A 24,660-nucleotide genomic window follows, 5' to 3' on the forward strand; every position below is an offset into this window, starting at 1 on the left:
ATCAGGATTGGCATCGCTAAGAACGAAGCGCGGCCACGGCATGTTGGTCGCCACTCCTGTGTTTTCTCCGCCCTGTTTGATCCGTTCAGTTAAATTTCGTCGATTAAGTAAGTTCAAGGCAATTTTAGGAAATTCCTGCTTAGATTAATGCAACTCTAGGCAACTAAGGAAAAATGAACGAAATTCAAGGAAATTCAAGGCAACTTGCGTTACCAAAACGGCCATTAGCATTAAATTTCTTTGAGTTGCACTCAGACAGACGGCAAGATGTGTGTTGTGGGCCTACGCTGCTCCGCAGCTACGACCCCCACCACCGCCCCTTACTCGCCTGCGGCTCGACGGATCTTGCTCTGCGAGGCATACCGTCGCTACCGCGACTATTAAAGCTGGAGAGGTACAGCATGGAGAACGAGCAAAAGCCCACCCCTCGACGGAAGCTGCCGCCCATCAAGGTGTGGGTGTCAGAAGACGAGCGCGCAGAGATCGTGGACAAGGCCCGGCAGGCCAACATGTCGTTGTCCGCTTACCTTTTAGCTGTTGGTCGTAACAGCCCCATTCGATCCGTGGTTGACCTGCTAGCGGTTGCCGACTTGGCTAAGGTCAATGGCGACCTTGGCCGGGTCGCCGGACTGCTGAAACTTTGGCTCGCGGAGAAGCGCGGACAAGGCGCAAGTCCAATGGACGTGGAGGTGATGATGAATGACTTTCGTAAACTGCAAAGCGAAATGCTAGCTATCATGTCGCGTGTCATCAAGTAATGTCATGACATAGCTATTGAGGTAAAAGTCGTCAAAGGCGATTCAATTAAATCGGCCTAGTCGTTTTGCGTGCTGGCGGATATTTGGAGAAATTTTAATGCACCTCATAATGCTTGATACATGCGTTTGGCTTGATATCTCATCTCAGAAAGCGGAATTGCCCATGCTTGTTGCCCTGGAGCACTTGGTACAGGATGGTAGCATCAGGATTCTTCTGCCAGATTTGATACGTGTCGAATATGAGCGAAATAAAGATAGGGTGATTGAGGCGACACGTAAGCGACTTGCAAATGAGTTTCGGGTAGTTAAATCTGTGGTTGAGTCTTTTGGCGGCCAAGGCAAAGATGCGGCGCTCAAAACCTTGGATGATGTTAATCACCGGCTTCCTATACTTTCCGAGGCAACTCAGGGTACGGTACATCGCGTTCTAAAGCTTTTCGAAACTGCCCAAGAAATTGAAGTCTCTGATGGCGCTAAAATCAAGGCGGCAGAGAGAGCAATCGCCAAGAAAGCGCCGTTTCATAAGCAGAAAAACAGTGTTGCCGACGCAGTATTGGCCGAGTCGTTCCAAGAGTTTAAAATATTACACGCGAGCGAGTACGAAACGTTCAGGTTCGTTACCCATAATGTCACGGATTTTTCCGGCAAAGACCATAGGCAACCACACGACGACTTCGCAGATATCTTCGATGGAAGGGGCTCAATATTTTTCAACTCTACGAGCTCTGCTATTGAGGATCTACTCGATCTGGAAGAGTTTCACTATGAGAATAGCTTTGCTTGGGAGGATGAAACTCGTGGGCTTCAGGAAATAATGTCCGCGATGGACGAGTTGTTCGATAAGGTTTGGTACAACCGTCATATGAATATGATTTATCACCTAGATAATGGTGACATAGAGATTGTTCCCTCTGGAACCGAGCGCTACGGCAATGATGTGATCCACGAAGATATCCTGAGCCAAGCAAAAGTAGCAGCTCAACGGGTCAGGGAGAAGTACGAAGATACTGGGCCTTGGAGCGACTTTGAATGGGGGATGCTCAATGGGAAGCTTTCCGCCCTACGATGGGTACTAGGTGACGAGTGGGATATGCTCGACACGTGATGGTAGTTCGATTGGATTGCGCAATCCAATCGAGGGTCCATAATAATTATTTTATAAATATAGCGATCCCGAGGGCGCACATGAACGATATGTCAATTATTACGAACGCTCTTGGACGTTTTGCCAATAATATGCGGCTCTATGGCGAGGCCTTTCTCAGATATCGGGGGCTCGTAGAAGTTGACCGTGAAGAGGCCATACACAACCTAGATCGAGCATTTGAGCAGAATCTCGAAGGCTTTCACACTTTATACGATGTCTCGCAAGGGGTTTTTGATTTCCATGCCCATGCTGATACTAGTCTTCTAATTGCTATTCGTAATGCCATTCATCATCGTAATCACCCTTTATTTCATAGTCTTCTTCAGACTCTTTGGCTGGACGAGGAGCCAGAGCGTCTGCTTGGAGCAGAATATCTAATGGCAAGACATAGAACGCTGGGTGGCAATCCTCCGCCGATGATGCACTTGATCAAGTTAGAGGATATATACAGTCGCCTCGACCCACGTTATGGATCGATCTATATGAATCAAATGGGTAAAGCCACTTCTCTCGCAAAATTCATTGCTATGGAAGATGCTTTCGCCTTTGAGAAAATTCATGCGAAAGCATTAAAAGATCACTATCCCATGAAGCAGGTATATTTGGATTTGATGCCGATATTTAATTCTGCTGTATCGAAAGTGTTTACGGCCTTGGATATGGCTGGAGTGCCATTCCAGGGTTTTGATGCAAACGCCTACAAATCTACGTTTATTGAAGAATTAAAGACGGATCTTCAGCACTACGATTTCTTCGGCCTCCGTATGAATGCAATGCAGGTAGAATTAGGCCCTAGATTCACAATCCAACAGGCCTCAACCAAGCGGGGCTGTACCTATGAAAAGGTGATGGCGGACGAATAGACGTCTATTATCGTGGTAAAGATGGTGCAGAGACCATGATTTTTGGCTAGGAGAATTGCATAAAATGAAGGACAGACCACATGGACAGGCGATGGCCGAGTACTTTCGAGCTGATCCAGCTTATGCAGCGGAGTTGCTTGCCGAAGTCTGTTCCGATGGCGACCAGGACGAGCTGGCTATTTTGTTGCCGCAAATGGAGGAGGCCTTTGTGATCGGTTGCAAGCTTCCCGGCTCCGCGCCCGTGGAACAGCCATGACACAGTCAGCTTGGACGCACGACGGTAGGCCGGTGGATGCGGCTTCTATCCCGTCTGCCGAGTGGGAGATGTTGAAACAGGCGACGCAGTTAGGTGACTTTGTAATGCCCTGCTGCAATGCGCCAGCAGTACTCAAGACAAGCATCAATGGTCTGCCCTTCTTCGCACATCTGTCAGACGAGTGCAGCACAGCGCCCGAGACAAAATGGCATAAGTCGGGCAAGGCCGCAGTAATGGCCGCTTTAACCGGAATGGGTATCGAGAACCGCGATGAGGTGCCGGGCCGATCCCCGAGCGGCGAGAAGTGGGAGGCGGATGTACTCTTTTCAGCATCAGGCCGCACCATCGCCATCGAGCTACAACGCTCGTACCAGCATTTACGTGATTTCACTCGCCGCCAAGAGCGGTACGCTGCCTCAGGTGTAGAGTGCTACTGGCTGGTTCGCAAAGAGACCTTCCGGACCTTAGGCAAAGCGACGTCGCGCCTGCTGTTGAAGCGTGATTTTGGCAACTTGTTCCCCCATGGCGGCATCGGCACTGGCATGCTGCCAGAGCTTCCAGTGGCCATGCTGGACACAGAGGGTGAACTGCTGGTCCAGTTTGGCGGTTTCAAGGCTGCAACGATCCCACAGTGGCTGGAGGGCATCCTTGATGGGGTCTTCCAATACCGAGGGGGCTCTTGGAATCTAGACTGACTCAAGCTTGCATAAATGGTATTTTCAATGGTATTTGAGTCTATGCTTTTAATAAGGCATTGATTTATAACAATTTATTGTAGATTAAAATAATAGAGTGGGAATGATTGGATGTCCGGCATTGTCCGGCAACCTCTAGCAAGAAATACCCTGAAGCCCGCGTAATTGCGGGCTTTTGGTTTTTTGGATATGGGAAGTTCCGGCCTTCAGAACGCCTTCGGAACCCCCGGCGAGCGCTCGGTGATGATCGACGGCGCGGGATGGATTGTCACGGCACGCAATCCGGAAAACTGACGGGAATTACAGCGGAGGCGCCTCCGCTCGGTGGAGTGGGGTGACGCTCTTGATGGCTTGGTGTGTCTTCCTTCTTGGTGCGCTACCTTGTGAGCAAAAATTGATCAAGTCGTTGATGGGCCTCAAGCCATGAACCACAAGCTGAACACCTATGGTGTATCCATAGTAGAGAGGCCTAAAATTAAAGCCACCAAGAAGCTAGATTTGGGTGGCGACTTGGGTAAGCAAATCGTTTATTCAGAAACCAAGCTCGTTCTCAGAACTCACAAGAAGACCTTTCAGAAGCTGGCTGACATGTAATGGAATTGGGATCTATCCGATCTCGGTGATTATTGGAGAGGATGAGGGCGAGCGTCGCGGCTAGGTTGGATGCAGGACCAAAGAGGCGTGACCGAATGGTGTTGAGTCGTGCTTTGGATGTCAGAGTTTGACCAGCTTTAGATGTTAGAGAAACTGGGAGTGGATCAAATCCGTATCGAACGGCGTTATTCCTTGATCAGGCGCAAATACTGTCTGTGCCTGTTGCGGCGAAGCCACCCGTTCGCCTCGTGCTCGTACATGTAAATCGAACAACGTCTCCAAATCCGGCCGTGGTGTATGCACCAACGCCCGCAGCATCAACGATATCCCACTCAGGTTATTCTGGACGTTGTTCCACCGAGGCGATGACGTGAGTCCCAGATCGGCCCAAATCACGCGCCGCTCCTGCAAGTCCATCACGAATGGCAGGCAGATCACGGTGTTGGATGCGATATCGATACGGTCGATCACGGATTGCGGTTCGAATATTTCACCCGACGCTATGTCGACACGGGCCATCCAACCAGCGAAGCACTCGGGAAGATCGCAGTACGCCTGCCCGGTGTAGCAGTTGATAGATGTGACGACGTAGCGGATCCCCTTCTCGACGAGGGCATCGATGTCGAGGTCGATGAACTCCGAAGCTCCGTCGGGCGCGTCAACGATGTCGCCGCTGTGGTAACCGCCGAAACCCTTCAAGTTGTAGTACGCGACAGTTTGCATGAACACGAAGTTGGCATCGAAAAATGCTGCGGACAAGTCAATGTCCGTGCGTTCACGGCCGTTCTTCCACCATAGGAACAGGCGAATGAAACGCGTGTCGGGCATTGGCAACCGACTGCCTCGCACCAGCGTACGTAGCGACTTCGATGCGGCGCGCTGCGCCAGCGGCACCTTGTATTCGCGAAGTGCGGAGTCAATGAAACAGCGGCCGAGAGGCGGTAGTGACGCAAAGCGCGTCACCAGAGCGTCCTGGCAGATTCGGGCTGCTCGGGACAACACCTCGGGTGTAAGAGGTTCACGCCGATCCTTGATGCCGTAGACCTTGGCCAATGCCCCTTTCGGTGTGAAGGCGCGCAAGGGCAGGGGTCGCGGGGCACTTGCTTGAGCCAGCACCTGCAGCAGGATAGTCGAGGACACTTGTGTCGCAACAGTCTCGAACGCGTCGAGTACAGCATTGGTTTCGGTTGCGCGGCGCAGGGTTGCATCCAGCCGTCTCGCGAATTCACCAGGGCGACTTTGCAATAGGGGCATAAGCGCGGCGATCTGGCGCTGGGCAAGTAATGTTTCAACACGTGATCCAAACGAGGCCGGCGAGTCGTTGCGACGTGCTGCCGTGATGGCACCGAATGCACGTGGATACTTATCGGCGTATTCGCCCGGATGCAGTACTTCGGCCAGGCGTTTCCAGCGTTCGGCATGTCGCATCACATCTTCCGGGGCGTTGGGTACGCGATCGAGCAGACGCAACAGCCGCCGACGCGTCGCACGTTTCATCGCTGTGAAACGTGTCGAAGCTGTCGTCAGTGACACATCTCCTCCACTCAGGGCGACTGCCAGTCTTAGCACGTCTGTCGCTGTTTCGACGTTTCGCTCCAGGAATACGTCTACACGTTCGCCGGTTACATGCAGGACCAGTGCGCCACCAACCAATGCACGGGTCTCTCGGAACGGGATAACCTCCGGCAGCAGTCGGAAAACATCGTTTCTGTACTTTTGGATAAACCAGACGACATCGGCAGTTTCCTCTTTGGAGAGCGAGGTGCGCGATGAAACCAGTGGCTCAAGCAGTAATTCGAATTCAGAGATGCTTCCCGGTTCGATAATCCGGGAAATGAAGTTTCCTTGGAGCATCGCAGGTCGAGCGTGTTCTACCGGTGGTAAATGTTGAAGCGTGAGGTAATGCCTAACGGCGGTCAGGTACAACTCCGCCTCGCAGGCTGTCAGAACTTGCTCGGGAAAGTCTGGGTAAAGCGGCTTGTGGTGCACATGAGCGCCGGTCTGTCGCCGAAGTACTCCGACAACTTCGCGTATCCAGTGCGTGAGCTCTGTCGATGACAGCATGCCGATTTGCTCAATCAGTGGCTCCGATAGAACGCATCGGAACGCCGCAACCTCCTGGACAGCCGACGCGACCTGAGCGCGTGTTGCACCGCCGGTGCCCAAGGGGACGTGAACCTTGGTACGGCGACGCAAGAACAGCTCCTGATTCATGCTTGATCATCTCCATTGGGCGTCGCTTCGAATGAACTGCTGCGTCCGTTGTGTCCACAGTTGATATAAAAACGCCTGCTAGCAGCAGGCGTGAGGTGGAGAGCGGAACCCCTAAGTCATAGGAGGTAAGAAGGAAGGTGTTCCATAGCCACGCAGGCATTCTATGAAAGATCGTCCCGCGTGTCAGGCTGTTACATACCTTGAAACGTACTCCCAATTGTTCATTTCGGTCAGTACACAAAAAACCGTGCGAACCCGCGTTCACACGGTTTTTTCGTTTCAGCGCCGCGCCACATCCGAGAAATAGAACTTGTCGAGGGTATGCCGCGATTCGGTGTACTCGAACTGCCGGCCGTCCTGGAGAAAGGTCTGGTTGCTGACCACGATGACATGGCTCTGGCCGTCTAGGTCGAGGTGTTGCTGGTCGTCCTTGCCGCACCGGACAGCTTCGATGGTGCGTTGCGCATAGGCGATCTGCAGTTGCAGGGTCTGTTCGATGTAGGCGTAGATCGATCGCTCGGCGATCTCGCGGGTCAGGCCGGGGATCACGTCGCTGACGAAATGGTTGATGTCCAGGATCACCCGTTTGCCGTCGATTCTCCGCACGCGCTTGATGCGCGTCACCTGGCTGCCGGCGGGGGCCTTGATGTGTTCGAGCAACGCCCCTTCCAGCGGCAGTTGGCTGAACTCGACCACTTCAGTGCGGACGTCATCGCCCAGGCGCGGGTACGTCTCCTGGAAGCTGACGATGCCGCCGAGCTGGAATTCGATAGGGGAGGTCGACAGTACGAAGGTGCCCTTGCCATGGATCTTCTGGGCGAAACCGCGCTCCTGGAGCTGTTCGATCGCCTTGCGTACGGTCCCCCGACTGGCTTGGTAGCTATCCATCAGCTCGGTTTCGGAGGGCAGGCGGGCGCCACGCTCCAAGCGTTCGGTGGTGATGCTGGCCAGCAGGTCGCTGTAGATCCGGTTGTATTTACTCATGGAAATGGCTCTGTAACGCGCGGTACACCGGGGGCGGAACCTTAAGGGTGAAGTGGGGGGCTTGTCCAATCCACTGTGGTTTTTTGCAGCAAGGAGCGTAGGGCGTTTCGCGCTGATAGTGGAGTGCTTAAATAAAAAAACACAACTCGTCTGTACGAGTTGTTGATTTAACTCGTACAGACGAGTATTTTTTCCTTCCATGTGCTGTCGACTCTCAATAACAACAACGACGCGGAAGAAAAAAGCATGAGCCACGATTACTCCAGAATCGCCAGCGAGCTGCTGCAAAGCCTCGGCGGCGTCGGCAACATCGAGCAGGCAGCCCATTGCGTGACGCGCCTGCGGCTATCCCTCAAGGATGTATCACAGGTGGACAGCGCAACATTGAACCAGGTCGACCTGGTCAAGGGCTCGTTTTTCACCGGCGGATTGTTCCAGGTGGTCATCGGGCCGGGCGAAGTGGAAAAGGTCTACGCCGCCTTGCGCGAGCTGACTGGCCTGGCGGCCGCGACCATCGCCGACGTCAAGCGCCAGGGCGCACAGAAAGGCAACGGCATGCAGCGTCTGGTGCGGGTGCTTTCCGACGTGTTCATGCCGATCCTGCCCGCGCTGGTGATCGCCGGCCTGCTGATGGGCGTCAATAACCTGCTGGGCGCCAAGGGCATGTTCATTGCCGACCAGACACTGCTCGACGCGTATCCTAACCTGGACGGTGTCTGGAGCCTGATCAACCTGATGGCCAACACTTCCTTCGTCTTTCTTCCGGCGCTGGTGGGCTGGTCGGCGGCCAAGCGTTTTGGCGGCAGTGAGATCCTCGGCATCGTGCTCGGGCTGATGCTGGTCCACCCGGACCTGCTCAATGCCTGGAACTACGGCAAGGCCGTGGCGGGGCTGGATGGCCAGAGCCTGCCGTACTTCGATATCTTCGGTTGGTTCCGGATCGAAAAAGTCGGTTACCAGGGACAGATCCTGCCGATCCTGTTGGCGGCCTATGTCATGAGCGTGATCGAGCAATGGTTGCGTGCCAGGGTGCCCAACGCTATCCAACTGCTGGTCGTGCCGATCACCACCATCGTCGTCACGGGTGTCCTGGCGCTGGCGATCATTGGACCGGTCACCCGGCACCTGGGGATCCTGATTACAGAAGGCATGGTGGCGTTGTTCGATCTCGCGCCGGTGATCGGTGGGGCGATCTTCGGCCTGTTGTATGCGCCGCTGGTGGTGACCGGCATGCACCACATGTTCCTGGCGGTGGATCTGCAATTGATCTCGACCCAGGGCGGCACCTTCATCTGGCCGATGATCGTCATGTCCAACCTGGCCCAGGGCAGCGCGGCGCTGGCGGTGTTCTACATGACCCGCAATGCCCGGGACAAGAGCATGGCTTCTACCTCGGCCATTTCCGCCTACTTCGGTATCACTGAACCGGCGATGTTCGGCGTCAACCTGCGGTACAAGTTTCCCTTCTACTGCGCCCTGGTCGGCTCGGCCCTGGGCTGCATCTTCCTGTCGCTGAACAAGATCAAGGCCTCGGCCATTGGCGTGGGCGGCTTGCCGGGTTTCATTTCGATCGTTCCCGACTACATACCGATGTTCGTGATCGGCATGGTCATCGCCCTGACTGTCCCCTTTGCGCTGACCTGCGGGTTGAGCATGAAGATCGTCCGCCCCGGCTATCGCGTCGCCTGAGACCCGGCTTGTCCATGATGGGCCACGAGCCCGCACCGAAGGAATCGCGTCATGCAAGACTGGCAACGCTCCGTGATTTACCAGATTTATCCGAAGAGTTTCTACAGCCACGGCGGTCAGGCGACCGGTGATTTGCTGGGGGTCGTGGACAAGCTCGATTATCTGCACTGGCTCGGGGTGGATTATCTGTGGCTGACGCCGTTCCTGCGTTCGCCACAGCGCGATAACGGTTATGACATCAGTGACTACTACGCCATCGACCCCAGCTACGGCACGATGGCTGACTGTGAGCTGTTGATCGCCGAGGCCGGCAGGCGCGGTATCAAGTTGATGCTCGATATCGTGGTCAATCACACGTCCATCGAGCATCCCTGGTTCCAGGCCGCCCGCAGCAGCCTCGACAACCCGTACCGCGATTTCTACATCTGGCGCGATCAACCGAACAGCTGGGAATCCAAGTTCGGGGGCTCGGCCTGGGAATACGAGGCGCAGACCGGTCAGTATTACCTGCACCTGTTCGATCACACCCAGGCCGACCTGAACTGGGATAACCCTCAGGTGCGTGCCGAAGTGTTCAAGATGATGCGCTTCTGGCGGGACAAGGGCGTGGGGGGCTTTCGCCTCGACGTCATCAACCTGATCTCCAAGCCGGCGGATTTTCCCGATGACCACACCGATGGTCGGCGTTTCTATACCGACGGCCCGAACGTACATCGCTATCTGCAGCAAATGCACCAGGAGGTTTTTGAAGGTTTCGACCTGATCAACGTGGGCGAGATGTCGTCCACCACTCTCGAACACTGCATTCGTTATTCGTGCCCGGATTCGCGCGAGTTGTCGATGACCTTCAATTTCCACCATCTGAAGGTGGATTATCCGAACCTGCAGAAATGGGTGCGAGCGGACTTCGATTTCCTCCAGCTCAAACGCATCTTGTCCGACTGGCAGACCGGCATGCAGGCCGGTGGCGGTTGGAATGCGCTGTTCTGGTGTAATCACGACCAGCCGCGGGTGGTCTCGCGCTTCGGCAATGACGGCGAGCACCGGGTGGCCTCGGCGAAAATGCTGGCCACCGCGTTGCACTTTCTTCAGGGCACGCCCTTCGTGTACCAGGGCGAAGAGCTGGGGATGACCAATCCGGGCTTCGATCACATCGACCAGTACCGCGACGTCGAGACCTTGAACATCTTTCGTCTCCAGCGTAACGCCGGTGTGCCCGAAGCCGACGCCATGGCCGCGATCATGCAGAAGTCGCGGGACAACGGACGTACACCGATGCAATGGACGGCCGGACCGAACGCGGGTTTCAGCCATGCCGAGCCCTGGATCGATGTGCCGGCCAACGCTGCCTTCATCAACGTCGAGCACCAGATGCAAGACCCGACATCAATACTGCATTTTTACCGTCAGCTGATAACCCTGCGCCGTAGCGAAGCCTTGATCCTGGAGGGCGTCTACCGCCTGCTGTTGCCCGACGATCCCTTCGTGTGGGCCTACCTGCGCGAGGGGCAGGGGGAGCGTCTGCTGGTCATCAGTCATTTCCACGGCGGTGACTGCGAGGTTGAGTTGCCCGACGGGATTATCACCTCCGAGATGAAGCAACGATGGGTGATCGGTAACTACGACCGAGAGCACCGAGATCGACGGTTGCGCCTGCGACCCTACGAGTCGTTCGTATTGCACCTGAGCGATTGAATCAAAGCCCTTTCTGACCCAGGCATCGCCTGACAGCGATCACGTTGCGCTCGACGCACCGTGCGGCCCTTTATCGCCCATTCGTTGGCAGGCAAAGGGAAAGCGCAGCAAAAAACAATAAAAAACAAGGAGCGGTATATGAGTACAACAATGAATCGGGGCCTTGCGGTGTCCTGCATCTGCCTGGCATTGCCATTTCCAACCCAGGCGCTGGAGTTTTCCGGTTACTTGCGCAGCGGCGTCGGCAGTGCAACCAATGGTCGATCGCAATCCTGCTTCCAGTTGCCAGGGGCGCAGAGCAAGTACCGATTAGGCAACGAATGCGAACAATATGGCGAGTTGGAGCTGCGCCAGGACCTCTTCACCCTCGATGACGGTTCGGTGTTGAGCGTGGATGGCATGGCATCGCTGTATAACCGTTACGACCGCACGCCGACTTTCCAGGGTGACAACGGCGCAGCGCGGATGCCGCAGATGTATGCCCAGTGGTCGAACATGCCCAGTCTGAACGGAGGTTCGCTATGGGCCGGTCGTCGCTACTACAAACGTAACGACATTCATATTTCCGATTTCTATTACTGGAACCAGAGCGCCACCGGGGGCGGGATCGAGGACGTACTCATTGGTGGGCTGAAATACAGCTACGCCTTCTCGCGCAAGGACAATCTGTATCAGAAGGACCCGGTCAATCGACATGATTTCAACGTGGCTGGTTTCAGGACCAACCCCGGTGGTGAGTTGGAGTTGGGCTTGAGCTTCATCGACCAGGCGGACCGTCGTGATGCCCATCGCGGTTGGGCCCTGACCGCCCAGCATGTGCAGCAGGCCTTCGTGGGTGGCAAGAATAAACTGGCTGTGCAATATGGCGAAGGGCCCGGCACCGGGCTGGGATATACCGGCGATACGGGCCTGGACGACAGCAACAAGAGCTATCGTCTGGTTGAATTCTTCGATTGGCAGGTCACGCCACGTTTTGGCGGGCAGGTACAGGCGGTTTATCAGAAGGATATCCGCCGCGATGGCGGCGACCAGGACTGGGTGTCGCTGGGGGTTCGCCCGGCTTACGCCATCACCGACCAGTTCAAGCTGGTGGCTGAACTGGGCCATGACCAGGTGCAGGCGAGCGACGGCACGCGCAAGCTGAGCAAGTTTACCTTTGCGCCCACCTGGTCGCCCAAGGGGCCGGAATTCTGGGCCCGACCGGAGATACGGCTTTATTACACCTACGCCAGCTGGAACGAAGCGGCCCAGCGTGCAGCCAACCAACTGGCGGCGGGGTCGGCATTGTCCGACACCGGCGCATTTGACAGCGCGCGACATGGCTCCAATGTAGGCGTGCAGATCGAATACTGGTGGAAGTGACCCATGTAGTGCGTGTCGGCGGACCCTTTATAGCCGCGATGCCAACAAGAATAGACAGCAGCAGGTGAAGTCATGAACACAACGCAATCCTTGCAATTGCTCGCGCCGTTATCCGGGGTCCTGATGCCTTTGGACAATGTGCCGGATCCGGTCTTCTCCAGCCGTATAGTGGGGGATGGGATCTGCATCGACCCGACTTCCCAGACCCTCTGCGCACCGTTGGCCGGTGTCGTCGGCACGCTCCAGGGCAGCGGCCATGCGCTGAGTATCACTGGGGACAACGGCGTTCAGGTGCTGATGCACATTGGCCTGGACACGGTGAACCTGGCGGGCAAGGGCTTTACTCCCCGGGTGGAGGCGGGTCAACGCGTCGAGGCCGGGCAGCCCCTGATCGATTTTGATGCTGACTACATCGCCCTGCATGCGCGCAGCCTGTTGACGCTGGTGCTGGTGGTCAGCGGCGAACCCTTCAGCGTGCTGGCGGACCAGGCGTCCTGCATCGAGAGTGGCGACCCGCTGCTGCAAGTCAGCCTGGGCGAACCAACGCCTGCCGAGGGTTCACAACAGGGATCGGCGCTGTTTTCCAGGCCATTGCTCGTGCCCAACGAGTGTGGCCTGCATGCTCGCCCTGCCGCGGTGTTCGCCGAGGCGGCCAAGGGGTTCGACGCAGACATCTGCCTGCATCGGCAGCAGGCCGGCGCCAACGCCAAGTCCGTGGTGGCGATCATGGCGCTGCAAACGGCCAAAGGCGACAGCGTGCAGATCAGTGCCTCTGGTCCCGAGGCCGGGCAAGCCATCGAGGCATTGGAGCAGCTGTTGCTGTCGGGGTGCGGCGAAACCGTTGACGCGCCGTTGGCGCCGGCGTCCTCCCATGTCGCCGAACCGTCGATGTCGGACCGGTTGCGAGGTGTCTGCGCTTCGCCCGGCCTGGCGTTCGGCGAAGTGGTTCAAGTCGCCTCGCAGGTGTTGGACATCGATGAGACGGGCCTCGGGATTCAGGCTGAACAAGCGGCCCTGGACCAGGCGCTGGGTCAGGCGGCTGAAGCGTTGCGGACCTTGCAACGCGAAGCGGCGGGCAGTGTCCAGGCGCAGATTTTTCGTGCCCATGAAGCATTGCTGGAGGATCCCACCCTGCTGGAGCACGCTCAAGCCCTCGTCCTCGAGGGCAAGAGCGCGGCATTCGCCTGGAACGCGGCTACGGAGGCCACTGCTGCACTGTTCCAGCAATTGGGCAGTGCTTTGCTGGTCGAACGGGCAATGGACCTGGCTGATGTCGGGCAACGGGTGCTCAAGTTGATCCTGGGGGTGCAGGAACACGCCTGGACATTGCCCGAGCGTGCGATCCTGGTGGCCAAGCAACTGACACCCTCCCAGACCGCCAGCCTGGATACCTCGCGAATAGCCGGTTTTGTCACGGTCGATGGCGGTGCTACCAGCCATGTGGCAATCCTCGCCCGGGCGCTGGGCTTGCCGTCGTTGTGTGGCCTGCATGGACAGGTGCTGGCCGTCGCCAATGGCACCCAGGTGTTGCTGGATGCCGACAGTGGCGAATTGCATTTGAATCCTGATCAGGCCCGGATCGAACAATTCCGCGCCCTGCGTGATGGGCAGCGTCAGCGCCGCCAGCGAGACCTCGAACAATCGGCCCTGCCGGCCCGTACCCTCGACGGTCACCGAGTCGAGATCAGCGCCAATGTCGGTTCGCTACGGGACGTGGAGCAGGCCATGACCCTGGGTGGTGAAGGGGTGGGGCTGCTTCGCTCCGAACTGCTTTACCTGGATCGCTTGCAGCCACCGGGGCATGACGAACAAGCAGCGCTGTACAGCGCCGTCGCCCAGGCTCTGGGCCCGGAGCGCAACCTGGTGGTGCGCACCTTGGACGTGGGAGGGGACAAGCCGTTGGCCTACGTACCCATGGAGCGCGAGGCCAATCCGTTCCTGGGCATGCGCGGCATTCGCTTGTGCCTGGACCGGCCACAACTGTTGCGCGAGCAGTTCCGGGCGATACTCGCCTGTTCCGGAATGGCGCGCCTGCACATCATGCTGCCCATGGTCACGCAACTGTCGGAATTGCGCCTGGCGCGGCGGATACTGGAGGAAGAGGTTGGCAGCCTGGGCCTGAAAGAGCAGCCGAAGCTGGGGATCATGATCGAGGTCCCGGCGGCGGCCCTGATGGCTGATCTGTTTGCTCCCGAAGTGGATTTCTTTTCCATCGGCACCAACGACCTGACCCAGTACACCATGGCCATGGACCGAGACCATCCACGCCTGGCCAGCCAGGCCGACAGCCTGCATCCCTCGGTGCTGCGGCTGATCGCTCGTACCGTCGATGCCGCGCATGCCCGGGGCAAATGGGTCGGGGTGTGTGGCGCGCTGGCATCGGAACCCCTGGCGGTGCCGGTGTTGCTGGGGCTTGGTGTGGATGAGCTATCGGTCAGCGTGCCGTTGATTCCAACAATAAAGGCGTGCGTACGTGAATGGGACCTGGGCGAATGCCGCAGGCTTGCGCAACAGGCCCTGGGGCGGGAAAGCGCCGAACAGGTGCGCGGTATCCTGCGTAAGCATTCATCCACGGTCGATCCGGTCACACTGGTCATGGAGCACTGAACATGTTTGACAAACTGCAGCGGACATTCTGGAAAGCCCTGACCCCGGACCTGGTGCCGGATGAACCCAGCCCGGCGACATCGGTTGATGGCGTCGCACCGGCTATCGTCGCCGCATTGGGCGGTGTGGATAATCTCAAGCAACATCAAACCGTGGCACTGACGCGGCTGCGTGTGGAGTTGCGAGATATCGCACGGATCGACCGGTCAGGGTTGAGGGCCGCAGGAGTGGCTGGGGTGTTGTCACTGGACAACGGCGTGGTGCACCTGATCACCGGTTTGCCGTCCTGAACCATCAGGACGGCTGGCGGTAGAGTCGGGCACATAGCCAAGGCGCGCTCTATACTCACGCACATCCGGTTTTGGCGACCGTCCCGTCGCAATAAGGAGCCCGCCATGAACGACCCCCAAAGACTCGCCGCCCTGCGCCTGGTTTTGATCGTGGTGGGCCTGATCTCCGTGTTCGCGATCTGGCCGCTGATGTTGCTATGGCCCTCCGGCTGGACATGGCACAGCGGTCATTCCGACTATCCGCTGATGATCGTCGGCCTCTACGCGACCCTCGGCGTGTTCCTGCTGAGGGCTTCCCGGGATCCGCTGAAGCACCTGAGCCTCATCTGGTTCACGGTCTGGTCGAGCGTCGTACATGGCGCAATCATGGCTGTGCAGTCCTTTGGGGTCGGGATGGACGGCATGAGCCATTACGGTCATTTGCTCGGCGATGTGCCCGCGCTATTTGTTGTCGCGGCGGCGTTGGCATTCTTCACACCCCGTGGCGAGAAGGCGCGTTTACTGGCGGGTTGATCCTTGCGTTGCGGCGTACCTGAAAAAGCCCTGTGGATAACCTCTACAGGGCTTTTTCATTTTTGTTGGCCTTACCGTTTTCCTCCGCGCTGTTCTGGTCCCTGACGAAGAAACCGTCCGGTACCGTCATCTTTCGCTACGATCCGGCCCTCATCGGTGCGCCGGGAATGTCTATCATCCAGTGGAAGGATAAAGTTGTCATTTGACAACCTGGCAGGTCATGCGAATACTGGAGAGCATTGATGATTCGTCCCTCGCATCCGAAAAAGGAAGTCGAAGAAACGCTGAGGCATGCCGAAGCGTTGGGGTGGCGCGTAGAACTCGGCGGCAGTCACGCCTGGGGGCGGGCTTATTGTCCATACAACGATGAAGAGTGTCGTTGCGGTGAGTTCTGTATCACATCGATATGGAGCACGCCGAGAAACCCTGGCAATCATGCGCGTGCATTACGACGTGTCGTGGACAATTGCACCACCCATCGCAGTCGTTGCGAGGCTGATGACGATGCTGAGGAGTAAGACGATGGAATATACCTTTACCCTGAAATATCAGCTTGCTGACGATGACCGTACCTCGGATGAGCTGGTGGAGCGGCTGGGGGCAGCGGGCTGCGACGATGCCCTGGTAGGGATTGGACAGCCAGGACGGCTGGCTCTCGAGTTCACGCGTGATGCTCCTGATGCAATCAAGGCCGTGCTTAGCGCCCTGGGCGATGTCCGTCGTGCGGTGCCCTCGGCCAGACTGATCGAGGTCGCTCCTGATCTGGTCGGGTTAACCGATGTGGCCGAGATCGTCGGCGTGTCCCGGCAAAACATGCGCAAGTTGATGTTGGCCCACCCGAGCAGCTTCCCGACGCCCATACACGAGGGCAGTGCATCTATCTGGCACTTGGCGGACGTTCTGACCTGGCTGCAGAGCAAGGGCAGTTATTCGCTTACCAGGAGCGTGTTGGATGTGGCTCAGGCAGCTTGGCAGATCAACGTTGCGAAAGAAGGCCGGCGTTTACCAGGCTTGGATTCTAAAGAGTTGGGAGTTTTGGCCGAGTAACAACTTGGGTGATTGCTGTTTTGGCTGAGCGCAGTCGTTGAAGATTGCTGAACAATCTCTTTGTTGGCCATCGTAATTAATTTTGATAACACGGACGTATCCAGGCTTTGCACAAGCCTGAGCAAGGGATATATGGTTTCTATCAGGGTGCGCGGTGAGGATAAGACCCGGCAGATCAGCGACTGGTCAATCAAGGGTGATAGGAGCGGCGCACTCTTGCTCGTCTGTCATTTTCCTTCCGGCAAGCGTTTCTCCAGTCCGCTTGAAGAATGTGAGGTCGCCCCTACCCGAATGCTGAGTGACAAACTTCTGCGCACGAAGGGCAGTGCGGTGCTCTGCCCCATCGAGAAGGCTGCGATCTATGGTGAGAAGTACGCCGTTGTCCAATATTCCGGAAGTACGAAAAATTACGTGTTCAAGCTGAGCGCTATCGAGTTTGTCGCGCCGACGAGGATCAAGGACGAACCGCTCTTCCACTATTTCCTTTCTGTTGCCCATGGCCGGGTTGATCAAGCCGCGAAGCCAGCGGACAAGGTGATCGCCGAAAATGTGCTGCGCCAACTGAACGCAATACCTTCATGCTCAGATACGGCATTGCACGCCTACTGTTTCAGACAGAACGGGCAGCAGGCACAAGCGGGAGATTTCATTTTTCCTTTTGGCATCAATGAAAGCCAGCTGCAAGCCGTTGAGCGGGCCTTCATGTCGCAGATCAGCTTGATCGAAGGCCCTCCCGGCACTGGCAAGACCCAGACCATTCTGAACATCATCGCTAACATCCTGTTGCGTGGAAAAACGGTGGCGGTGGTATCCAATAACAATTCGGCCGTGGCGAATGTCTGCGAAAAGCTGGGTAAGTCCGGGCTCGATTATCTGGTCGCCAAGTTGGGTAGCACTGAGAATCGCGAGGCATTTTTCGCCAATCCGCGTCCTCGTCCCTCAGCGCTTCCCGAAGTCACGCCTTCGATGGAGCGGATCCAGGTTGTCCTGCAACAGCTCAAGGGCTATCTGAGTACCCGCAATGCGGTGGCGCAGCTGCAGATTGAAATCAATGAGCTGGAGGTGGAGCGACGCTACCTGCAGCAGTGGCGGCAGGATAACGGCGTACAGATACCGCCCCTGGATAAATTCAAGCTGACCCCGCAAAAGTCCGCGGACCTGATGGCCTATCTGGCCCACCTGGGAGGTAGTCGCGTCAGGATCAAGGACAGAATCGAACTGCTATTCAATTTCAGGATTCTACGCACCCGGCCGTTCGACAACTGGGAAAAGCGTCAGTCAATGTTCTATGGCCTGCAGCTCCATTTTTACGACAAGGCGCTACAGGAAAAAAATGTGCTGTTGAAAACCCATCAGCAGTCTTTGCGACTCGGCAATTACCAGGCGCTTCTGGATGAACTGACCAGCATTTCGATGAAATACCTCAAGCAGCACCTGCATCGACAGGTGTCGACCCCGAACCCTTTGAGGCAAAGACCTACAAGCGCAGATTCGATGAGTTCGTGAAACGCTATCCGATTATTTCCAGCAGTACGCATTCGATCATCAACTCGCTTCCAGCCGGGGCGATGCTCGACTACGTGATTATCGACGAGGCCTCGCAGCAGGACATTGTCCCGGGAATATTGGCGTTGGGTTGCGCGAAACAACTGATCATTGTTGGCGACAGGAAACAGCTGGCGCATATCCCGGCAAAGCTGGACCTGGCAGCGCCCCAGGATAAGGAGCACTACGATTGCGAGACATACAGCCTGCTTGATTCGTGCGTCCGTGTGTTCAACGGTTCCATTCCGACGACGCTGCTCAAGGAGCACTATCGCTGTCACCCGCGGATCATTCAGTTTTGCAATCAGCAGTTTTACGACGACCAATTGGTCCCGATGACGAGGGACAACGGGGAAAACCCTCTGTCGCTGCTGGTCACCGCCAAGGGTAACCACACGAGAAAGACCACTAACCTTCGGGAACTGGATTCGCTGTTGGCGACGCTGGAGGGTGAGGGCGAAAGCGCATGGGAGGGCGAGGATGGCAGAGGCTTCATTGCACCATTCAGGGCTCAGGCCGCTCTTTCGAGCACGCTTTTGCCGGCTGACTTCGTCAATGACACCGTGCACAAGTTCCAGGGGCGCGAATGCGATGAGATCGTTTTTTCCACCGTCTTGGACAAAAAGAGTACTACTCCGAAGTTCCTGACGTTCGTGGATGATCCACGTATGGTCAATGTAGCCGTGTCTCGTGCTAAAAATCGATTTACCTTGGTCACGGGAGATGATGTCTTCACGGCGAACAACGGGCATATCGCAGCGCTGGTGCGCTATATCGAATATTACGCTGAGGAAAGACAAGTGCATCGTGCGCCCGTGATCTCGGCCTTCGATCTGCTTTATGCGGAGTACGATCAATCGCTCGAACGCCTCAATAACCGATTGCGGCGGGAAGATTCCGATTACAAGTCAGAGCGGATCATTGCGCAGATCTTGCGTGAGACGCTGGAGCGGGAGGTCTGCCGGGGGCTCATGTTCCACTCACAGGTTCCGTTGAAGCAAGTGGTCTCAACCACCGACGCGAGCCTGACCCCGCGGGAGCTGGAGTTCATGGACAACGGCTCCAGTTGTGATTTCGTGCTCTATTTCAAGGTTGGGAAAACACCGCTGGGCGTACTGGAAGTTGATGGGGGCAGCCATGACACGCCGGAGCAGGCGAGACTCGACGCCTTGAAAGACAGCATCCTGGGCAAGTGCGGTATCCCTTTACTGCGTTTGCGAACCGTTGAAAGCCGCATTGAACAACGGGTCGCGGCATTTGTGATGCAATGGGCAACCAGTGCCTCAAAGGACTCTGTGGGGTAATCCGGCCGCAGCAATGGCGGGTGATGCAACAATCCTTCACTTAATCTTTCTCAATTGCAGGTGTATCGTATTCGCCTTTTGCGGACCTGCCGGTTCGCTGCGGATTCAATAGGTGGTTGCCTTCATGTCGTTTACCCGTCGCCAAATACTCGGTGGCCTGGCCGGTCTTGTTGTCGTGGGCGTTGGCGCGGGAGGCGCATCGCGGTATTGGTTGGGCAAGCGGGCGGATGCCGAAGCCGGGCACGACTATGAACTGATTGCGGCGCCGCTGGACGTCGAGCTGGTGGCCGGGCACAAGACCCAGGCCTGGGCCTTTGGGCCATCGGCGCCGGGTACCGAGTTGCGGGTACGCCAGGGCGAATGGTTGCGGGTGCGTTTCATCAACCACCTGCCGGTTGCCACCACCATCCACTGGCACGGGATCCGCCTGCCGCTGGAGATGGACGGAGTGCCGTACGTCTCGCAACTGCCAGTGCTGCCGGGTGAATACTTCGATTACAAGTTCCGCGTGCCGGACGCCGGCAGCTATTGGTACCACCCCCACGTCAACAGCAGTGAAGAACTCGGGCGTGGGCTGGTGGGGCCACTGATCATTGAAGAGCGCGAACCTACAGGCTTCAAGTACGAAAAGACCCTGAGCCTGAAGAGCTGGCACGTGGATGAGCAGGGTGAGTTTGTAGCGTTCAGCATCCCTCGCGAAGCGGCCCGCGGCGGGACGGCCGGGCGGCTGGCGACCATCAACGGTGTGCCGGAGGCGGTGATCGACCTGCCCGCGGGGCAGATCACCCGGGTGCGCCTGCTCAACCTCGACAACACCCTGATCTATCGGATCAACATTCCCGGGGTCGAAGCACAGATCTATGCCCTGGACGGCAATCCCATCGAACCGCGCCCACTGGGCAAGGAGTACTGGCTCGGCCCAGGCATGCGCATCTGCCTGGCAATCAAGGCACCGCCCGCCGGGGAGGAGTTGTCGCTGCGCAACGGCCCGGTGCGCCTGGGCACCCTGCGGTCGGTGCCCAACAACGATGCGCCGACCCAATGGCCACCGGCGTTGCCGGCCAATCCGGTGTCCGAGCCAGACCTGGCCAATGCCGAGAAACTCAACTTCAATTTCGAGTGGGTCGGTTCGGTGTCGGTCAATGTCGACAACGGCAAGCCACCCAGCCTGTGGCAGATCAACGGCAAAGCCTGGGATATCACCGACAAGACCTGCGCCGACCGGCCGATTGCCACGTTGAAAAAGGGCAAGAGCTATATTTTCGAATTGAAGAACATGACCCAATACCAGCATCCGGTCCATTTGCACGGGATGAGCTTCAAGGTGATCGCGTCCAACCGCCACAAGGTCATTCCGTATTTCACCGACACCTACCTGCTGGGCAAGAACGAGCGAGCCCAGGTAGCGCTGGTGGCGGATAACCCGGGTGTGTGGATGTTCCACTGCCATGTGATCGACCACATGGAAACCGGCCTGATGGCCGCCATCGAGGTGGTGTGATGCGCCAGATTCGTCCCGCCCGGATCATCGACCGCAGCCGCGACCAGGACTTCATGCGCGAAGCCCTGGCGCTGGCCGCGCAAGGGGCGGCCCTGGGCGAGGTGCCAGTGGGCGCGGTGTTGGTGCAGGACGGCGAGATCATCGGGCGCGGCTTCAACTGCCCGATCAGCGGCCACGACCCCAGCGCCCACGCGGAGATGGTCGCCATCCGCGCCGCCGCCCAGGCCGTGAGCAATTATCGCCTGCCCGGCAGCACCCTCTATGTGACGCTCGAACCGTGCAGCATGTGCGCCGGCCTGATCGTTCACTCCCGCATCGCCCGGGTCGTCTACGGCGCCTTGGAGCCCAAGGCCGGCATCGTGCAGAGCCAGGGGCAGTTTTTCAGTCAGGCGTTCCTGAACCATCGGGTGATGTTCGAGGGCGGGGTGTTGGCGGAAGAATGCAGCACGATGCTGAGCGAGTTCTTCAAGGCGCGCAGGGCCAAACCCCAGGACTGAACGCCCACCACCTTGTGGGAGCGAGCCTGCTCGCGATAGCGGAGTGTCAGTTAACATACCTTTGACTGATTCACCGCTATCGCGAGCAGGCTCGCTCCCACAGGAACGGGGTTGTTTGATCTATTTATTTACGCGCCACAATCACCGCTCGCATCGGCGCCGGCAAGCCTTCGATGGTCTTGCTGTGGTCGTCGGGATCGAGAAAATCGCTCAGCGACTGATACTTCATCCACTCCGTGCTGCGTTGTTCTTCCACGGTGGTCAGGCTCACGTCCACGCAGCGCACATCGCTGAAACCGGCACGGCGCAGCCAGCGTTCCAGGGCCGGCACCGAAGGCAGGAACCACACGTTGCGCATCTGTGCGTAACGGTCCTCGGGCACCAGTACCTGATGCTCGTCGCCCTCGATCACCAGGGTTTCCAGTACCAGCTCACCACCCTTGACCAGGCAGTCCTTGAGGGCCAGCAAGTGCTCGATAGGGGAGCGGCGGTGGTAGAACACGCCCATGGAAAAAACCGTGTCGAAGCCTTCCAGGTCCGGCGGCAGGTCTTCGAACGGGAACGGCAGGTGCCAGGCATTGGGCTGCGACAGGTAGCGTTGCACCGCCTGGAACTGGCAGAAGAACAGCCAGTTGGGGTCGACGCCGATTACCGTGTCGGCCCCGGCGCCGAGCATCCGCCACATGTAGTAACCGTTGCCGCAGCCCACGTCGAGGATGCGCTTGCCCTTGAGATCCAGGTGCGGCGCCACCCGCGACCACTTCCAGTCCGAGCGCCATTCGGTGTCCACGTGCACGCCAAACAGATCGAACGGCCCCTTGCGCCACGGCGACAAGCCCATCAGCGCGGTGCGCATTTGTGCGCGGGTTTCGTCGCTGCAATCGGTGTCGAGGGTCAGCCCGTTCAACAGGTCGATTTCGCTCGGCTGCAGCACTGGCAAGGCGTCAAGGGCGCTCTGCCAGCGTTCCAGGTCACCATGGCCCTTTTCCATTTTGGTGTCGAGTTGCGCTTGCAGCGTCGCGGCCCAATCGGCCAGGGGCGTGCCGGCCAGGCGGCGGGCGAGGGGGGACAGATCAATCATGGCAGGGCAATCAACGAGGCGAAGTTAAGACACTGGAACCACGGCACGACTTTCGAGAACCCGGCCGCCAGCAGGCGTTCGCGGTGTTCTTCGAGGCTGTCGGGCTTCATGACGTTTTCGATGGCACTGCGTTTCTGGGCAATCTCCAGCTCGCTGTAGCCATTGGCGCGCTTGAATGCGACGTGCAGGTCGGTGAGCAGCGCATGCTCCTGTGCATCGTTGAAGCGCAGCTTTTCCGACAGGATCAGGGCACCGCCGGGCAGCAGGGATTGGCGAATGCGGCCCAACAAGGCCGTGCGCTGATCGGGTGCGATGAATTGCAGGGTGAAGTTCAGCGCCACCACCGAGGCCGGCTGGAATTCAAGGGCCAGGATGTCGCCCTCGATCACTTCCACTGGTAGCAGCTCCTGGAACATCGAGTCCTGGCCGTTGAGATATTCGCGGCAGCGCTCGACCATCGCCGCAGAGTTATCCACAGCGATCACCCGGCAACCGTCGGTGCGCACATGGCGACGCAGCGCTTGGGTCACCGCACCCAGGGAAGAACCCAGGTCATAGAGCACGCTGCCCGGCTGGGCAAATTGCGCGGCGAGCACGCCGAGGTTTTCGACAATGGTCGGGTAACCCGGCACCGAGCGCTTGATCATGTCCGGGAACACCCGCACCACGTCCTCGTTGAAGGCGAAGTCAGGCACTTGGGCCAAGGGTTGGGCGAATAGGCGATCAGGGTCGTTGCTCACGGCGGTTCCAGCGGCAGGGTGAAAAGGCGGGCATTTTAGCCAATTAATGCGCCAAAGCGTGATCTTTGATCGATGCGCTGACCCGCCCTCATGCTGGTCGGTTTCACGGTGGGCTGCGGCAGTCCGATGGAGGTGAACAGCAACGCAACTTCCAGGCACATTTTGTTTAGCGGTGTTTTCGATTCGTTTCTTGCTGAATAAAGTTGCGTTGATATAAAAAGCGCAACTTCAAAAGCGCCTGCTGATGTGCATGCAACTGCAAGGAGCGGCTGAGCTTAAATAATTTATCAGGGAAGTTATAAATGTTTGTACAAGAGAAGAAAGCAGCTGGGCGAATGCACATTTTTATATTTGTAACAATCGCGACGGTTGCATTTCCAGTCGCTGCTGACAGCGCGGGGCGCTTGTACACAGATGAGAAAGTTATTCTAGGTATCAATGCAGGTGTTCTGAGCGGTCAGACCCACGAACGGGTGTACGAACCCGAGGAAGGTGGGAGGAAGGTCAGCCAGCTCGACTGGAAGTACAACAATGCTGCGGTCATCAAGGGCTCCCTCGATTGGAACGTGCGACCTTGGCTCTCACTGGGAGCGTCGGGCTGGACGACTATCGGCAGCACGAACGGTTACATGAATGACGATGATTGGGTCGACGCCTCCCAGAGCCAATGGACAGACCGCGCCGTCCACCCCGACACAACCCTGAGGCATGCCAACGAATTCGATCTCAATCTCAAGGGCTGGTTATTGAACGAACCTGCTTATCGCTTGGGTCTGATGGCTGGGTACCAGGAGCGCCGCTTCAGCTTCATTGCCAAGGGGGGATCCTTTAGCTACAACAAAGGTGCATACACTGGCGAGTTTCCAGCGGATGTAACGATAACGGGCTACAAACAGCACTTTAAAACCCCGTATGTGGGGTTGGTTGGCAATTATCGATACAAGCGTTTCGATATGGAAGGGGCGTTCAAGTACAGTCGCTGGGCTTCTGCCACTGATATTGATGAGCACTACCTGGCCGATAAGACCTTTGTCGGCAAAATAAAGCACCAACAATATTATTCGTTGGGAGGAAAGTTGGGCTATGACATGACCGTCAACACGAACGTTTTCGTGGAGAGCACGTGGAGTCGCACCCGGAATAAAAAAGGCAACGTCACCATCAAGAATCGTTCCGATAACTACCGCGACAGCTACGTCGACTCCGCAGGTATCGAAAGCGCCAGCGTCATGACGACCATCGGGCTGAAACACGCTTTCTGAACAGGACGCGCCGCGG

General features: G+C 57.4%; 21 protein-coding genes and 1 pseudogene. 18 read left to right on the plus strand and 4 right to left on the minus strand.

Annotated elements, in window-relative coordinates; genetic code table 11:
* The first annotated feature begins 401 nt into the window (after positions 1–401).
* From LOY35_RS05340 to LOY35_RS05360, 5 genes are all read left to right on the plus strand, one after another.
* Positions 402–758: a plasmid mobilization protein gene (locus LOY35_RS05340; RefSeq protein WP_097085918.1), complete on the plus strand. Its 357-nt coding sequence runs from the start codon at positions 402–404 to the stop codon at positions 756–758.
* A 97-nt stretch (positions 759–855) separates the two neighbouring features.
* The gene (locus LOY35_RS05345) at positions 856–1,863 is read left to right on the plus strand and encodes a PIN domain-containing protein (protein WP_220382907.1); all 1,008 of its coding nucleotides are present in this window, start codon (positions 856–858) and stop codon (positions 1,861–1,863) included.
* Positions 1,864–1,943: 80 nt separating this feature from the next.
* The gene (locus LOY35_RS05350; RefSeq protein WP_258631228.1) at positions 1,944–2,768 is read left to right on the plus strand and encodes a hypothetical protein; all 825 of its coding nucleotides are present in this window, start codon (positions 1,944–1,946) and stop codon (positions 2,766–2,768) included.
* Positions 2,769–2,832: 64 nt separating this feature from the next.
* The gene (locus tag LOY35_RS05355) at positions 2,833–3,024 is read left to right on the plus strand and encodes a hypothetical protein (protein ID WP_258631229.1); all 192 of its coding nucleotides are present in this window, start codon (positions 2,833–2,835) and stop codon (positions 3,022–3,024) included.
* Positions 3,025–3,092: 68 nt separating this feature from the next.
* On the plus strand, positions 3,093–3,719 hold the full coding sequence (locus LOY35_RS05360; RefSeq protein ID WP_258631230.1) for a competence protein CoiA: 627 nt from the start codon (positions 3,093–3,095) through the stop codon (positions 3,717–3,719).
* 738 nt (positions 3,720–4,457) lie between these two features.
* Here LOY35_RS05360 and LOY35_RS05370 read toward each other — a convergent pair.
* Both LOY35_RS05370 and treR read right to left on the minus strand, forming a co-directional pair.
* Complete coding sequence (locus tag LOY35_RS05370; protein WP_258631233.1) at positions 4,458–6,527, minus strand: TerD family protein; 2,070 nt, start codon at positions 6,525–6,527, stop codon at positions 4,458–4,460.
* Positions 6,528–6,806: 279 nt separating this feature from the next.
* Positions 6,807–7,511: a trehalose operon repressor gene (gene treR / locus LOY35_RS05375; RefSeq protein WP_258631235.1), complete on the minus strand. Its 705-nt coding sequence runs from the start codon at positions 7,509–7,511 to the stop codon at positions 6,807–6,809.
* Positions 7,512–7,757: 246 nt separating this feature from the next.
* On the opposite strand from treR, the gene treP reads away from it, so the two are divergent.
* The 12 genes and pseudogenes from treP (at position 7,758) to tadA (ending at position 21,561) form a co-directional block, all read left to right on the plus strand.
* Positions 7,758–9,200 carry a PTS system trehalose-specific EIIBC component gene (gene treP / locus LOY35_RS05380; RefSeq protein WP_258631236.1) on the plus strand — a complete coding sequence of 481 codons (1,443 nt, stop codon included), beginning with the start codon at positions 7,758–7,760 and terminating at the stop codon, positions 9,198–9,200.
* Positions 9,201–9,251: 51 nt separating this feature from the next.
* Positions 9,252–10,895, plus strand: coding sequence for an alpha,alpha-phosphotrehalase (treC, locus tag LOY35_RS05385; RefSeq protein WP_258631238.1), 1,644 nt, complete (start codon positions 9,252–9,254; stop codon positions 10,893–10,895).
* A gap of 138 nt (positions 10,896–11,033) precedes the next feature.
* Positions 11,034–12,257, plus strand: coding sequence for a carbohydrate porin (locus LOY35_RS05390; protein WP_258631240.1), 1,224 nt, complete (start codon positions 11,034–11,036; stop codon positions 12,255–12,257).
* 72 nt (positions 12,258–12,329) lie between these two features.
* Positions 12,330–14,864 (plus strand): phosphoenolpyruvate--protein phosphotransferase, encoded by a 2,535-nt coding sequence (gene ptsP, locus LOY35_RS05395; RefSeq protein ID WP_258631242.1) that lies wholly within the window; start codon positions 12,330–12,332, stop codon positions 14,862–14,864.
* Between the two features lie 2 nt (positions 14,865–14,866).
* Entirely contained in the window at positions 14,867–15,154 is a 288-nt protein-coding gene (locus LOY35_RS05400) for a PTS transporter subunit EIIB (RefSeq protein WP_258631243.1), read from the plus strand.
* Positions 15,155–15,259: 105 nt separating this feature from the next.
* Positions 15,260–15,667, plus strand: a complete 408-nt coding sequence (locus LOY35_RS05405) for a DUF6632 domain-containing protein (RefSeq protein ID WP_258631244.1) — start codon at positions 15,260–15,262, stop codon at positions 15,665–15,667.
* Between the two features lie 32 nt (positions 15,668–15,699).
* Positions 15,700–15,873, plus strand: coding sequence for a hypothetical protein (locus LOY35_RS05410; protein WP_258631245.1), 174 nt, complete (start codon positions 15,700–15,702; stop codon positions 15,871–15,873).
* Positions 15,874–15,909: 36 nt separating this feature from the next.
* Positions 15,910–16,185: a hypothetical protein gene (locus tag LOY35_RS05415; protein ID WP_258631246.1), complete on the plus strand. Its 276-nt coding sequence runs from the start codon at positions 15,910–15,912 to the stop codon at positions 16,183–16,185.
* A gap of 4 nt (positions 16,186–16,189) precedes the next feature.
* A complete protein-coding gene (locus LOY35_RS05420) occupies positions 16,190–16,714 on the plus strand; it encodes an AlpA family transcriptional regulator (RefSeq protein ID WP_258631248.1) in 525 nt (174 codons plus the stop codon).
* Positions 16,715–16,846: 132 nt separating this feature from the next.
* A pseudogene (locus LOY35_RS05425) lies at positions 16,847–19,563 on the plus strand (AAA domain-containing protein).
* Between the two features lie 124 nt (positions 19,564–19,687).
* Positions 19,688–21,064: a multicopper oxidase family protein gene (locus LOY35_RS05430; protein ID WP_258631250.1), complete on the plus strand. Its 1,377-nt coding sequence runs from the start codon at positions 19,688–19,690 to the stop codon at positions 21,062–21,064.
* Positions 21,064–21,561 carry a tRNA adenosine(34) deaminase TadA gene (gene tadA / locus LOY35_RS05435; RefSeq protein WP_144923204.1) on the plus strand — a complete coding sequence of 166 codons (498 nt, stop codon included), beginning with the start codon at positions 21,064–21,066 and terminating at the stop codon, positions 21,559–21,561. Before LOY35_RS05430 ends, tadA begins: the two co-directional genes overlap by 1 nt.
* Positions 21,562–21,685: 124 nt before the next feature.
* Here the strand turns inward: tadA and cmoB are convergent, their stop codons facing one another.
* Positions 21,686–22,642: a tRNA 5-methoxyuridine(34)/uridine 5-oxyacetic acid(34) synthase CmoB gene (gene cmoB / locus LOY35_RS05440; RefSeq protein ID WP_258631252.1), complete on the minus strand. Its 957-nt coding sequence runs from the start codon at positions 22,640–22,642 to the stop codon at positions 21,686–21,688.
* Entirely contained in the window at positions 22,639–23,382 is a 744-nt protein-coding gene (gene cmoA, locus LOY35_RS05445; RefSeq protein ID WP_258631254.1) for a carboxy-S-adenosyl-L-methionine synthase CmoA, read from the minus strand. Before cmoA ends, cmoB begins: the two co-directional genes overlap by 4 nt.
* A 302-nt stretch (positions 23,383–23,684) precedes the next feature.
* On the opposite strand from cmoA, the gene LOY35_RS05450 reads away from it, so the two are divergent.
* Positions 23,685–24,644 carry an omptin family outer membrane protease gene (locus LOY35_RS05450; protein WP_258631255.1) on the plus strand — a complete coding sequence of 320 codons (960 nt, stop codon included), beginning with the start codon at positions 23,685–23,687 and terminating at the stop codon, positions 24,642–24,644.
* Positions 24,645–24,660: the final 16 nt, after the last annotated feature.

The organism is Pseudomonas sp. B21-028 (assembly GCF_024749045.1).
GTDB lineage: Bacteria > Pseudomonadota > Gammaproteobacteria > Pseudomonadales > Pseudomonadaceae > Aquipseudomonas.